Genomic DNA, 13,818 nt, shown 5'->3' on the forward strand with positions numbered 1-13,818 from the left:
AATGGAGGTGCTGTGGCAATCTTTACGGACCCTATCAGGGAGCATGCTGATTTCGGGCCGGGGGATGCCGAGTGGCTGCACCTCCTCGTCGGTGACTGGCAGATGGTCGCGGACCTGGCGTTCGCGGACCTGGCGTTGTGGTTTCCGCACCCTGAGTTCGGCTACGTGGCGCTGGCCCATGTCCGCCCCTCCACCACGCATACGGTGTTCCATGCCGACTTCGTGGGGGAGGGGATCAGGTCGGATCTGCAGCCCCTGGTCGACAAGGCGTGGGAGAGCCGCACCATTGAGCGCTCCAACGAGACCAACTGGAGCAGCGACATGGCCCTGCGGGTCGAGGCCGTGCCGATGGTCCGCAACGGCCGGACGCTGGCGATCGTCACGACCCACATGGACCTCTCCAGCTCCCGGATGCCCTCACGGCTGGAGCTGACCTACCGGCAGTGCGCCTATGACCTGCTGCGGATGGGGACGCTGGGCCTGTGGCCGGACTTCGCCTCGCCCACCGGGTCCCGCCGCGGCGCGCCCCGCGTCGGTGACGGCCTGATCAGGCTCGACGCCGAGGGCATCGTCCAGTACGCGAGCCCCAACGGGGTCTCGGCGTTCCGCCGGCTCGGCGATGGCGAGTCCCTCGAGGGCCGGAGCCTGGCCGAGGTGACCGCGGGCCTGCTCAGGGACCGCCGCATGGTGGACGAGACCCTGCCCCTGGTCGTCACGGGACGCATGCCGTGGCGCAGTGAAATCGAGTCCCGCGGGGTCAGCCTGTCGCTGCGGGCGATTCCCCTGCGGGATGAGCAGCAGCGCTTTGGCGCCCTGGTGCTCTGCCGCGACGTCTCCGAGCTGCGGCGGCGGGAGATGGAACTCGTGACGAAGGACGCCACGATCCGCGAGATCCACCACCGGGTGAAGAACAACCTGCAGACGGTCGCTGCGCTGCTGCGGATGCAGTCGCGGCGGATGGTCAGCGACGAGGCCAAGCAGGGCCTCGAGCAGGCGATGCGACGGGTGGCCACGATTGCCCTCGTGCATGAGACGCTGTCGCAGGGCCTGACCCAGAGCGTCGACTTCGATGAGCTCATCGGCCGCCAGTTCCGGCTTTCGGCCGAGGTGGCTTCCCCGTCGCAGCAGGTGAAGACGGCGCGTTCCGGACTCTTCGGCGAACTGCCGAGCGACTTTGCCACGCCGCTGGCCCTGGTGATCAACGAGCTGGTGACGAACGCCGTCGAACACGGCCTGGAGGGCCGGACCGGGACCGTCTGGCTGATCGCGGACCGTTCCGAAAGCGAGGACGGCGAGGAGCTGCTCACCGTGACTGTGGCGGACGACGGGGTTGGCATCCCGGCCACCCCCTATGTGGAGGGACTCGGCCTGCAGATCGTGCGGACCCTGGTGACGAGCGAACTGGGCGGCTGCATCCAGTGGAAGGCCCGGGAGGGCGGCGGAACGGCTGTCCAGATTGTCCTGAGCCTGGCGAAACGGTAGCGCCGGTTCGGCTGAGTCCTTCGGCCGGCGGGCCGCCGGTCAGACCGGGGGTTTAACGGGCAATGGCCGCAGACGGAGGTCTGCGGCCATTGCTGTCCTGCCGCTCACAGCGGGTCGCCGGCGGGCCGGCTCCAGGAACCCCGTGTCAGGAGGCGCGGCGGGCGCGGGCGGCGCGGCGCTTCAGGGCGCGGCGCTCGTCTTCGCTCATGCCGCCCCAGACTCCGGCGTCCTGCCCGGACTCAAGTGCCCACTGCAGGCACGTGTCGACGACGGGGCATCGACGGCAAACACTTTTGGCTTCCTCGATCTGCAGGAGGGCAGGACCGGTGTTTCCTACGGGGAAGAATAGCTCCGGGTCCTTGTCAAGGCACGCTGCGCGGTTACGCCAATCCATGCTGATCAGTCACTCCATTTCCTGGGCACACGTTAAAAACCTTTGTGAAATTATTCACTAGAGGCTTCATAAGAAAGGGGCCCTCTGGGGCCCCCTCGGTCAACTGGATTAAGCGTGTCATGTTAACGCTGCGTAAACAAGGGGTACCCGGCTGCAAAATGCCGCGGGATCGTGAGCGATGCATCACATTGGCTGGCGGTGCCCTCACATCTGGACGACCATGTCCGGTACTGTGCCAGTGTGTCCAGAGCCCCTGAAAACCCCGCCGACCCTGCCGATAACCGCGACGCCGACCCCGCAGGGACCCCGGCAGGCGGCGCCGGGACCGGCACGCCCGCGCGGCCTGCAGGAATCCTGGTGATTGCGATCATCGTGGCACTGGAGGCGACCGCGCTGCTGGTGGCGGCCATCTGGTACGGAAGCCAACTGCTGACCGGCGCCCCGGTGCTCTCCTTCTGGGGTGCGGTGTTCACGCTGGGGCTCCTGCTGGCCTTTTCCGCCTGGCTCTATGCGGTAGCCACCTTCCTGTTCCGCGCCTACCGGTGGCCGCGCGCCGGCGCCCTGGTGGCACAGCTCTTTACGCTCACAATCGGCTTTCCGACACTGACCGGCGGATACCCGCTGGCGGGCCTGGCCATGCTGGTCCCGGCGGTTCTCGCCATTGTCCTGCTGTTCGACAAGCGGGTTATCGCGTTCGCTTCGCGCGCCGGCGGGGCACCGCCCGCCCTGTAGCCGTTCCCGGGTGCCCCCACGTAGCCCGGCTCGCAGCCCGGCGGCGCCCGGTGGGTTCACGGTCCGCCGTCGGAGTGGGCGGCCGGGTCGTAGGCCAACTGCGCCGGCCGCACCCGCCCGTCCGCAATCAGGACGGCCCGGCCGGGCGGAGGGTTCTGCTCCAGTTCGAACCGAATCCCGAACAGGTCTCCGTCCATCAAGGACCGCGGGGCGATCAGCACGCCCCGTCCCGGGCCTGCCGCGTTTTGCACCAGCGGCACCCGCAGCCGAAGGCCCGGGCTGAAGCCCGCGGTCAGGACCACCCGCCAGCCGAGGCTGTTGAGCAGGAGCAGACGGTTGTTGGTTTCCGCTGACTGCAGATCGAGGTCGTCCGCCAGGAGAATTGCCGCCGGGTCCAGGACTCCGGCGAGCGCAGCGTCGTGGGTCCCGGTCCACCAACGCTCTGGATCCGTTGCCGCCGGGCCCCGCAGCCAGTTCGCGCCGGGATTGAGGCCCGGCAGGGCCGACAGCAGCGAGGTCTTCCCGGACCCGCGGCCGCCGAGGACGGCCAGGACAGCCCCGGGAGGCAGCGGGACGTGCGCCGGGCGGAGTTCATCGCCCTCCACCCCGAGGCACAGCCGGCCTGGCGGCGGAGCCGGCTCAGTTGCGGCGGACCGGACGTCGGCGACCGTCACCCGCACAGGAAGCGGCTCGACGCGGAAGGGTCGGGTCCGGGCGGCCGGGTGGGGCTCGCCAGCGGCGGGCGCCCGGGGCTCGAAGAGCTGTCCCACGTGCCCGGAAGGGGAGGAAGCGGCGGACAGCGGCCCGAAGACCACGACCCGTCCGGCAACCGCCGCGGCGGCAGGCAGCCGGGGCCAGGCGAGCCGCCCCTCTTCCGTTGAACCGGCGGGCAGGAAGATCCGGTTGGGAACGGCAGCAAAGAACCTTGAGGTGACCACTTCGCGTTCACCCGCCACCACCACGGTGATCCCCGCCCGGGCGCCGTCGCGGACGATGTCCTGGACCAGGTCCTCGGCCCACGCCAGCGGGCCGGCCCGGAACGCCGAAACCCAGGAACCCCACCCGCACAGTGCCAGGAGGAGGGCTGGGGTGCCGGCCGGGCGGGCGGTGCCCAGCCTCCGGGTCATCTCTTCGGCAACGCGTTCCAGCACCCGCGCCGACCGCCGCAGCTCGTGCAGCCCCACGACCGCCCCGGCACGGGGGTGGGCAGCCGCGGCGCTGAAGGAACCGGCAGCATCCAGAAGGTACAGATGGGATTCGTCGTCGCCGTTCAGGAGCTGCGCCATGATGAGCCCCAAAACAGCATCGGCACCGCCGGCGAGCCCAGAGACCAGTCCAAGGTGACCGTGCGCGCCCGGATCCCAGCCGAACTCGGCCACACGTTGTTCCTCGGGAAGGTCCAGCAGCCCCAGCCTGATCCTGCCGCGGGTCCCGTCGGCGGGGAACGGCGCCTGCCGGGGCAGGGGCGCCGCCACAGGGCGGCGCGGATTCGGACTGCCGGTGGCCGCCCAGGCTGCCGTCACCGCTTCGGCCAGCTGGGCCACCGCCGCGGACGGCGGCGGGGGAGCGCCGCCGGCTCGGCCCGGGGACCCGGCGGCTGCCGGGCGGTTGAGGAGTTCCATCGCCTCCGTCACGGTCGGGCCGCGGGCCGCCGTGGGAACGCGTGGCGTGAGGGTGGCCGTCTGGAACTCCTCCGGTGCCCCGTTTCCGCGGACCACGAAGGCTCGTCCCGGGCTCGTGACCGGGATGGTGGCCGCCAGCCGGGAATTGATGATGTCGAGGGACTCGAGCTCGGATTGAACCCGCAGGGCGACGCAGCTGGTCACGTTCGCGCGGATGTCCGCGGAAATGGCCCCCTGCGGACGCTGGGTCGCCATGATCAGGTGGATCCCCAGTGAGCGGCCGATGGCAGCAATTCGCATGAGCTCGGCCAGCGCGTCCGGCGCCTCGTCAACCAGCATCCTGAATTCATCAATGATGAGGACCAGATGGGGCAGCGGCGGGCCGTGCGGGTCACGTGCCTCGTAGGCCGTGAGATCGGCGGCCTGATGCGAGGCGAGGAGCACTTCCCGGCGGCGGACTTCGGCCGCCAGGGACACCAGGGTCCGCGCCACTTCATCAAGGTCCAGATCCGTGAGGAGACCGACGCAGTGGACCAGCCCGGCCAGCGGCCGGAGGCCGGATCCGCCCTTGAAATCGATGAACATCAGATTGATCCGGTCCGGGGGATGCGCGGCCGCCAACGCCGCCGCGAGGGTCCGGAGGAACTCCGACTTGCCGGATCCGGTGGTGCCCGCCACCAGGAAGTGGGGACCGTCGGCCTGGAGATCCAGCCGCAGGGGGCCGGAAGTGCCGAAACCGACCAGGACGGGAAGTCCGCGCGCGGCAGTGGACTCGGCCCAGCGCAGCGATACGTCCTCCGCCGAGACCGGAAGCGGCCCGCCGAGGGAACAGGCCGTGGGGATGCCCGTTGCGGGCGCGGACGCCGGGGCCCGGGCCCCCAGCCGGCGGCAATTGCGGTCGAAGACGACGGAGGGAACAAGATCCGGCGTGAACTCCAGCGACGAGCCGGCCGCTGAGAGCCAGGCAGTACGTTCGGTGAGAATCAGGGCCGCGCCGGCAGCCGGGGCCGGTTCGCCGGCGCAGTCGATCACCTGCCAGCCGCGGCTGACCGCCGCGGCGCGCAGCCCGGCTGTGCGGGGGGCAGCAACGATGATCAGGACACCGCGCTCATAGTCCCGGCCTGGGCCGGCTGCCAGGGCCTCCAGCGTGGAACGTTCATGCGCGGAGAGGGTTACGGCCGGCAGGAAGCGCGCGGCAAGAAGCGGCGGGGTTGGACCGTGGATGAGGACCCTGGTCCGCCGGGCCGCAGGATAGCCGGCAAGCTGCAGCATCAAGGACCTGACCAGCCCTGCCACGCAGGGTGCCGGGCCACGCAGCGTCGTCACTGCCGTCGCGGGATCGAGGGTCACCGGCATCCTGGCGGGCGGCGGTGGACGGACCCCGGGATCCGGCGGGTCCAGCCGGATATTCACGCTTTGCTCTGCCTGCCCGAGCCGCAACCAGACCGGGCCGGTAATGTCAGAATCCTTCAGCGGGCCGGGTTCCACGGAGCCGACTCCCATCGACAGCTCACCGGCGGATGGTGCGGCACGCCGTCGTCGTTCCTTGTCCTCACGCGCCGCCGCGGCGACCGCGGCCCTAAGCTCGCGGCGCTGCCTCCTGCCCGCGCCGACGGGCACGAGCACCGAAATCGCGGACACGGCAGTGAACGCCAGGAAGATCCACATTCCGGTTAAGACGGCCAGCCCGACGCCGATTGCCAGCGGCAGCGCCGCAGCCAGCAGGAGCGCCGCCCTGTTGCTGTGCGCTGCCGGGTTGCTGATGACTAGCGGTGCGGTGACGTCGGACCCGGCAGCGGCCAGGCTGCCGGGATCTACGATGCCGCCGAAAACCAGGGACATCGACGAGCCGCCGCAGCAAATCAGGGAATCCGTCGAAATGACCGCCGCACGGACCTTCTTCCCGTCGACCCTGACCCCGTTGGCACTCCCGAGATCGAGGAGGGTTACGGTGGACTCAGTCACGTCCAGTTGCGCATGTTCGCGGGACAGCTCGGCATCCGGAATGACGATCTCGGTTCCGCTGCGGCCGATCCGGAACCGTCCACGCCGCAACGGAAAGACCAGTCCGGCGCCAGGCCCGCTGTGCACGGCCAGTGCCAGCGGTACGATGTTCCCGGCGGCTGCCGGGGCGGCGCCGTCCACCAGAACGGCACCCTGGACGAGGGGCCCCTCGCCGACGTGCAAGCCGGCCACCGGCAGCCGGCCCACCGACAGCGTCCCGGTGCCGTAGCGACGCGAAATTGCCGCCTGCAGATCCGCGCCGGGACAACTGTCGGGCAGCTCGACCGCCAGTTCCACCGGTCCGGAACGGAGGGCGGACCCCGGAGCCGCGACCAGGGTGCAGTGCAGCATCATCGAGGACGGGTCCTTTCCCGCGGCCCCTCCCGCGGCGTCGTTTGGATCCCACCCTAGGCGTGGTTTCCCTGACCCGGGGCAGGGGATTCGGCCTATGTGGACGAAGGTGTGCGTGGCCGATCCAGTTTGGTGCTCGGGTAGGCTAGAGCAGCAGACAATGCGCAACATTGCGCTGCCCGCATTCGAATCAGGAGAGTTTGTGACCGCTGACCTCGTCATCGTAGGGTCGGGCTTCTTCGGCCTGACAATCGCAGAACAGGCCGCCACGGAGCTGGGCTTGAAGGTCGTTGTCATCGACCGCCGCCATCACATCGGCGGCAACGCCTACAGCGAAAAGGAAGTGCAGACCGGCATCGAGGTGCACCGCTACGGTGCGCATCTTTTCCACACCTCCAACGAGCGCGTCTGGGAGTATGTGAACCGCTTTACAACGTTCACCAACTACGTGCACAAGGTGTACGGCGTGCACAAGGGTGAGGTCTACTCCCTGCCAATCAACCTCGCCACGATCAACCAGTTCTTCCGCGCGAACCTGACGCCGGGGCAGGCGAAGGAGCTGATCCTGGAACAGGCCGGGGAGCTCGCCGGTACCGATCCGCAGAACCTCAATGACAAGGGCATCCAGCTCATCGGCCGGCCGCTGTACGAGGCGTTCATCAAGCACTACACCGGCAAGCAGTGGCAGACCGATCCGAAGGACCTGCCCGCGGGCATCATCTCCCGGCTCCCGGTGCGCTACAACTACGACAACCGGTACTTCAACGACACGCACGAGGGCCTCCCGACCAACGGCTACACCGCCTGGATCGAAAAGATGGCCGAACACCCGAACATCGAAGTCCACCTCAACACCGACTTCTTCGACGAGTCCCAGCAGTACAGCAAGAACAAGGTCGTCGGGAACATCCCCGTGGTCTACACCGGGCCGGTCGACCGCTACTTCGACTTCGCCGAGGGCGACCTCTCCTGGCGCACCATCGACTTCGAGGAAGAAGTGCTCGACGTCGGTGATTTCCAGGGCACGTCGGTGGTCAACTACAACGACGCCGATGTCGCCTACACGAGGATCATCGAGCCGCGCCACTTCCACCCGGAGCGCGACTACCAGACGGAAAAAACCGTCATCATGCGCGAGTTCTCCCGGGCCGCCGAGAAGGGCGACGAGCCCTACTACCCGATCAACACCGCCGCGGACCGTGAGCGCCTGCTCAAATACCGCGACCTGGCGGCGGCCGAGAAGGACGTCCTCTTCGGCGGACGGCTCGGCACCTACAAGTACCTTGACATGCACATGGCCATCGGCTCTGCCCTGACCATGTTCGACAACACGATCCGGCCGCATTTCGAGGCCGGCGCCACGATTGAAAGCGGAGGAGTGGACGCATGAGCGCCGCCGAAGGAACCACAGCCTGGGCCGCGATCCAGCGCGTCATCCTGCCCTCGGCGGACCAGCCGGACACGGTTTCCCTGTACGCGGACGCGGGGACGGCCAGCGGCATCCGGCTGCGCGAGAACGACGAGCTGGCCCGGACACCGAAGCTTCCCGAAGACAAACTGCAGATGTTCAGCTCCGGCAGCCAGCAGGCGCACTTCGAAGACCTTATCAACCGGCATTCGATGCGCGTCCGGTCCGGTGAACAGATCTCTTTCGGCACCTACTTCAACGCGTTCGCCGCGAGCTACTGGCGGCGCTGGACGTCCGTCCGGGACATCCGGCTGGTCGTCCGGACCAGCGGCACCGGCACGGTCACCGTGTACAAGTCGAACGCCCGCGGCTCCGTCCAGCGCGTCGACGGTGTCCACGTCGATGGTGACACCACCTCGGTGTTCGAGCTGTCGCTGAAGCCGTTTGGCGACGGCGGATGGTACTGGTTCGACCTCGCCGCCAGCGCGGACGGGCTGGTGCTCGAGAGCGCCCAGTGGGAGACCGCGGGAACCGGCCGCCCCAAGGGGCAGGTCACCCTCGAAATCACCACGATGAACAAGCCCGACTTCTGTCTGAACAACGCCCGCATCCTGGCGGATAACCCGGACGTCCTGGCGAACGTCAAGGAAATCCTGATCGTGGACCAGGGCACGCAAAAAGTCGAGGACCAGGAGGGCTTCGCCGCCGTCCGGGATGCCCTCGGAGGCAAGCTCCGGATCATTAACCAGGCAAACCTTGGCGGCTCCGGAGGCTTCGCGCGCGGCATGTTCGAGGCCGTCGAAAACGGCAGTGACTACGCCCTGCTGCTCGACGACGACATTGTCGTCGAACCCGAAAGCATCGTGCGGCTCCTGACGTTCGCCGATCACTGCCGCAAGCCGACGATCGTCGGCGGCCACATGTTCGACCTCTACAACCGCAGCGTCCTGCACACCTTCGGCGAGGTCGTGGACCCCTACCGGATCGTGCCGGCCCTGCCCCACGCCGACATGGAGACGCGGCACGATTTTAGCGTCGCGAACCTCCGCCAGACCCCGTGGCTGCACCGCCGCGTGGACGTGGACTACAACGGCTGGTGGATGTGCCTGATCCCCACCAAGGTGATCCGGGAAATCGGGCTGGCGCTGCCGCTGTTCATCAAGTGGGACGACGCCGAATACGGACTGCGCGCCCGGGAGGCCGGCTTTGCCACCGTATCGATGCCCGGCGCTGCCGTCTGGCACGTGTCGTGGCTTGACAAGGACGACCTGGTCGGCTGGCAGGCCTACTTCCACGCGCGTAACAGGCTCATCACCACCCTGATCCACAGCCCGTACCCCAAGGGCGGCCGGGTGCTGCGCGAATCTTTCCAGTCCGACGTCAAGCACCTCGTGTCGATGCAGTACTTCACCGAGCACGGACACATCGAAGCGCTGCGCGACCTCCTGAAGGGCCCCGACGACCTCCACAAGGTGCTCGGCACCAAGCTGCCGGAAATCAGCGCCCTGAAGGCCGACTACCCGGACGCGCAGCTGAAGGACGACGTCGACGACTTCCCGGCGCCAAAGATCGGCCGCGGGCCGATGGGCGGAACCGTCGTCGGCATGCCCCGCAAGAAGGACCTCATCCCGTGGGGCATCAAGACTGTCGCGCGGCAGCTGATCAAAGCGCCCGGCCCGGAAAGTGCGGAAAGGCCGCAGGGGTATCTGGCCCACCGCGACAACCGCTGGTACCGGGTGGCGCACTATGACAGTGTCGTGGTGTCCAACGCCGAAGGCACCGGCGCCTCCTGGTACCAGCGGGACCCCAAGAAGCTCAAAGCCATGTTGACCGAAGCCACCCGGCTGCACCTGCAGGTCTACCGCGAATGGGACCAGCTAGCCCAGCAGTACCGGTCCGCCGTAGCGGAGATCAGCTCTTTCGACGCGTGGAAGAAGACGTTCGAGGCGAACTCCAAGGACGGCGACTAGATGGCAAGCCAGGTTGACCAGCTGGTGAAGCCCGGATCCGGGCGGGGACTCCTGGACGTTTACGGGGACCGGTTCCTCCTGAAGCTGCTGGTGCGCAAGGAAATCAAGGTCCGCTACCGCGGCTCGGTCCTGGGCCTGATGTGGTCGTACGTGAAGCCGCTCGTGCAGTTCCTGATCTACTTCGTGGCGCTGGGCATCTTCCTGAACCTCCAGCGGGGGACACCCAACTATGCGATCTACCTGTTCTCCGGCATTGTCCTGGTGAACTTCTTCACGGAATCGCTGTCCAACGCCACCCGCTCGATCGTGGACAACCGGGACCTCATCCGGAAGATTTACCTGCCCCGCGAGCTCTTCCCCGTGGCGACCGTCTGGGTGTCGGCGGTGCACTTCCTGCCCCAGCTGCTGGTGCTCGTGGGTGCCTGCCTGATCGTGGGATGGACCCCGTCGGTCCTTCAGCTGGCCGCCGTCGTCCTGATCTTCCTGATGGTCGCCGTCCTGGGCACGGGCCTCGGCCTGCTGTTCGGCGCTGTCAACGTCTATTTCCGGGACTCGGAAAACATTGTCGAAATGATCGTCATGGTGGTCACGTGGGCCTCCCCGGTGCTTTACCTCTGGACGATGGTCCAAGAGGCGATGGGCCAGTGGTTCTGGATTTACCAGCTGAACCCCATGACGGTCGCCGTCGAGGTCTTCCACTGGGCCTTCTGGGAACCGACGCTGAAGGCGGACCAGCTGGTCGCCGACGCCACGCCCCCGGGCCTGCTGACACTGTGGCTGCCCGTCGCCACGCTGATCACGCTTGCCGTGCTGTTCGTCGGGCAGTTGACGTTCCGCCGGCTCGCCGTCCACTTCGCACAGGAGCTCTGACATGACCGCACACGGCCATGTAGCCATCAGCTGCATCGACCTCCGGAAGCAGTTCGTGCTCCGCCACACCCGTTCCCTCAAAGAAGCACTGGTTTGGCTGGTCAAGGGCCGAAAGGGGGACCTGTCGAAGAAGTTCCTGGCCCTCAAGGATGTCTCCCTTGAAGTTAAGCAAGGCGAAACGGTGGCGCTGATGGGGCTCAACGGCTCCGGCAAGTCCACCCTCCTGAAGCTCATCTCCGGGGTTCTGCAGCCCGACGGCGGAACGGTGCGCACGCGCGGCCGCGTCGCCGGGCTCATCGAAGTCGGCGCAGGCTTCCACCATGACCTCAGCGGCCGGGACAACGTCTACCTCAACGGGGCCATCCTTGGCATGTCCGAGAAGCAGATCGACGAGAAGTTCGACTCGATTGTGGAATTCTCCGAAATCGGCGAGTTCATCGACACCGAGGTCAAGTTCTACTCCTCAGGGATGTACCTGCGGCTGGCGTTTTCCATCGCGGTGCACACGGATCCGGAAGTCTTCCTGATCGACGAGATCCTCGCGGTGGGGGACGAGCCCTTCCAGCGCAAGTGCATCGCGAAAATCAAGGAACTCTCGGGCATGGGGAAGACCCTCTTTGTCGTGAGCCACGACCTGGACCTGGTCGCCACCGTGTGTGAGCGCGGCGTCCTCCTTGAACACGGGGAGATCGTCATGGACGGGGACGTCCACGAAGTCGTCGGCGAACTGCGGCGGCGGTCCACAGTCCAGTAGCGGCGTGTACCGGGCCATCCTGGTACGCCATCAGCTATGCTGGGGCCGAAACGGGGACTCAGCCTCGTCCGGGGGATGCGGGAGCATAGCAATGGCAGTGTGGGCACCGAAGAAACAACGGAACCGAATCCAGGGACACCGCACTGACCAAGGGCATTGGAAACGCGGCCGGACCGTCACCGCGGCGCTCACCGCAGCCCTGTGTTTCGCTGCCCTAGTGCAGGGACCGGCTGCGGCCGGCGCGATCCCCATGGAGGCCCTGACGCCGACGCCGGCCCCGTCCGCCACAACGCCGGCGCCCGCTGCCTCAAGCGTGGCCCCGCAGCCGACCCAGCCGCCGTCGCCGGCCCCTTCGCCGCCGACGACGGCCGCCCCGGCCGCGAGCCCGTCTGCCGTCCCCCCCACCAACACCGGGGCGCCCACGGCTGCCCCGACACCTGCAGTTACGGCCACCCCCGCTCCGGAGACCACGGCGCCCGCCGCAGTGGCTGAAGCGGCATTCACCGTGCCCGGCCCTATCGGCGTCGAACACCAGCGCCTGGGTGGCGACACCGGAGCCGCCGGACCGGCCACCGCCGAACAGAAATGCGGGCTGGTGAACGGAGGCTGCCTCCAGGTATTTGCCAACGGCACCATTGCGTGGAGCCAGGCCACGGGCGCCCATCTCGTTGCCGGAGACATCGAAGCCGCCTGGGTCAAGTACAGCGGGGTTGACGGCTATCTGGCCTATCCGACGGGCAACGTCAGTTGCGTCGGAACCACAGCACTGTGCCGGCAGGCCTTCCAGCGCGGACGGCTGCACGCCGTTCCCGAGCGCGGCACGTTTCCGGTCTGGGGCGGCATCAACGCCAGCTACGAGGCACTGGGCGGCCAAAGCGGCTACCTCGGCTATCCCGTGGAAGCCGAAACATGCGGCCAGCCGGCCGGTACCTGCGTCCAGCACTTCCAGCGCGGCCTGATCTACTACGGGCCGGCCGGCACCTGGCAAATCTGGGGGGCCATCGGCGCAGCCTACGATTCACTGGGTGGAGCCAGCGGCTACCTGGGCTACCCGACGGCCGCGGAACAGTGCGGTCTTCCGTCCGGCGCCTGCGTGCAGACATTCCAGCGGGGATCCATGTACTACGCGCCCGGAGTGGGGACCGTTCCGGTCTGGGGGGCAATCAATGCCAAGTACGCGGGCCTGGGGGCGCACTCAAGCTACCTCGGATACCCTTCCGCGACCGAAAAGTGCGGGCTCCGCGGCGGCGGCTGCTCGCAGGAATTCCAGCGGGGGCGCATCTACTATGCCGTCGGCGCGGGCACCCAGGCTGTCTGGGGCGGCCTGGGACATTTCTACACCGCACGCAAAGCCCAGGACGGCGCCCTCGGCTACCCGGTGAGCGCCGAGGCATGCAACTCCGGCGGCTTCTGCAGCCAGTCCTTCCAGTTCGGCGTCCTCGAATGGATTCCCGGCAAGGGTGTCCGTTACCGCATCTCTGCCGCCGCGTACTGCCCGGGGCTGAACTCGGGGGCGGTCAAATACAACACAAACGGCGCCTCAAGGGTTACCTTCTCCATTGCAGAGGAATACGGAGCCACCCGGGTCAACTTCATCACGTGCGTGCGCCAGCCGGACGGAAGCTACGTCAAGGAGTGGGGTGCGCTGGGCTCCGCGGGTGAGTCGGGCTTCGCCGGACCGGGCGTTGCCACCGGACCGACGTGGCAGAAATACTCCCCGACCGGCAGCTTTACCGTCACCGAGGCTTTCGGGCTCGGTGACCCCGGGACCGCGCTGGCCTACCGGACCCTGAACCCGTACTCCCGCTGGGGCGGGCAGCTCAACAACAACTACAACAAGTACTTCGAGTCCAGCGCTGACGTGTTCCCGGACGAGAACATGTGGTACTTCGCGACGCGCCCTTCGCGTGACTACCGGCAGGGTGTAGTCATTAACTACAACCGCCCGCCGGATGCCCCGATCACCATGAACGCCGGCTTCGCGATCTTCCTGCACGGGAACAACGTTCCAACCTGGGGGTGCATCTCCCTCAACGACGGGGACCTGCTGCAGTACCTGAGGACCGCACACCCGGGCGACCGGTTCGTCATGGGAGTTGCTTATGACATCTTCAACTAGGCGGCGACGCAGCGCGGCGCTGAGGTGCTCTGCAGCCCTGCTGGCTGCTGGAATGTCCGTCTCTGCCTGTACAGCGTCCGCGGGGCCGGACGCGGCGCAAACGGACGAAGCC

Annotated in this window: 9 protein-coding genes; 7 read left to right on the top strand and 2 right to left on the bottom strand. The window is 67.6% G+C overall.

The window, feature by feature from the left end:
• Positions 1-12 precede the first annotated feature (12 nt).
• Positions 13-1,482: a PAS domain-containing sensor histidine kinase gene (locus QK291_RS10925; RefSeq protein ID WP_282381646.1), complete on the top strand. Its 1,470-nt coding sequence runs from the start codon at positions 13-15 to the stop codon at positions 1,480-1,482.
• A 145-nt stretch (positions 1,483-1,627) separates the two neighbouring features.
• On the opposite strand, the gene QK291_RS10930 is transcribed toward QK291_RS10925, so the two are convergent.
• Positions 1,628-1,876 (bottom strand): WhiB family transcriptional regulator, encoded by a 249-nt coding sequence (locus tag QK291_RS10930; RefSeq protein WP_003804966.1) that lies wholly within the window; start codon positions 1,874-1,876, stop codon positions 1,628-1,630.
• 351 nt (positions 1,877-2,227) lie between these two features.
• Between QK291_RS10930 and QK291_RS10935 the strand changes: the two genes are divergently transcribed.
• Entirely contained in the window at positions 2,228-2,608 is a 381-nt protein-coding gene (locus QK291_RS10935) for a hypothetical protein (RefSeq protein WP_282381786.1), read from the top strand.
• A gap of 56 nt (positions 2,609-2,664) precedes the next feature.
• On the opposite strand, the gene QK291_RS10940 is transcribed toward QK291_RS10935, so the two are convergent.
• The gene (locus QK291_RS10940; protein WP_282381648.1) at positions 2,665-6,588 is read right to left on the bottom strand and encodes an FtsK/SpoIIIE domain-containing protein; all 3,924 of its coding nucleotides are present in this window, start codon (positions 6,586-6,588) and stop codon (positions 2,665-2,667) included.
• A 199-nt stretch (positions 6,589-6,787) separates the two neighbouring features.
• Here QK291_RS10940 and glf point away from each other — a divergent pair, with 199 nt between their 5' ends.
• The 5 genes from glf to QK291_RS10965 all read left to right on the top strand — a co-directional run bounded on the left by glf (position 6,788) and on the right by QK291_RS10965 (position 13,706).
• On the top strand, positions 6,788-7,975 hold the full coding sequence (glf, locus tag QK291_RS10945; RefSeq protein ID WP_282381650.1) for a UDP-galactopyranose mutase: 1,188 nt from the start codon (positions 6,788-6,790) through the stop codon (positions 7,973-7,975).
• Positions 7,972-9,963, top strand: a complete 1,992-nt coding sequence (locus QK291_RS10950) for a glycosyltransferase (RefSeq protein ID WP_282381652.1) — start codon at positions 7,972-7,974, stop codon at positions 9,961-9,963. The genes glf and QK291_RS10950 overlap by 4 nt, the downstream gene beginning before the upstream one ends.
• Complete coding sequence (locus QK291_RS10955) at positions 9,964-10,833, top strand: ABC transporter permease (protein ID WP_282381654.1); 870 nt, start codon at positions 9,964-9,966, stop codon at positions 10,831-10,833. It begins immediately after the preceding gene.
• Between the two features lies 1 nt (position 10,834).
• Positions 10,835-11,587, top strand: coding sequence for an ABC transporter ATP-binding protein (locus QK291_RS10960; protein WP_282381656.1), 753 nt, complete (start codon positions 10,835-10,837; stop codon positions 11,585-11,587).
• 217 nt (positions 11,588-11,804) lie between these two features.
• Positions 11,805-13,706 (top strand): L,D-transpeptidase family protein, encoded by a 1,902-nt coding sequence (locus QK291_RS10965; RefSeq protein WP_282381658.1) that lies wholly within the window; start codon positions 11,805-11,807, stop codon positions 13,704-13,706.
• Positions 13,707-13,818: the final 112 nt, after the last annotated feature.

The organism is Arthrobacter sp. AL12, assembly GCF_029960645.1.
Classification (GTDB): domain Bacteria; phylum Actinomycetota; class Actinomycetes; order Actinomycetales; family Micrococcaceae; genus Arthrobacter.

Bases quoted from the DNA above. Each gene is read 5' to 3' on its own strand.
- QK291_RS10955 (WP_282381654.1), top strand. From the start codon at position 9,964: ATGGCAAGCCAGGTTGACCAGCTGGTGAAGCCCGGATCCGGGCGGGGA.
- QK291_RS10950 (WP_282381652.1), top strand. From the start codon at position 7,972: ATGAGCGCCGCCGAAGGAACCACAGCCTGGGCCGCGATCCAGCGCGTC.
- QK291_RS10940 (WP_282381648.1), bottom strand. From the start codon at position 6,588: ATGATGCTGCACTGCACCCTGGTCGCGGCTCCGGGGTCCGCCCTCCGT.
- QK291_RS10960 (WP_282381656.1), top strand. From the start codon at position 10,835: ATGACCGCACACGGCCATGTAGCCATCAGCTGCATCGACCTCCGGAAG.
- QK291_RS10930 (WP_003804966.1), bottom strand. From the start codon at position 1,876: ATGGATTGGCGTAACCGCGCAGCGTGCCTTGACAAGGACCCGGAGCTA.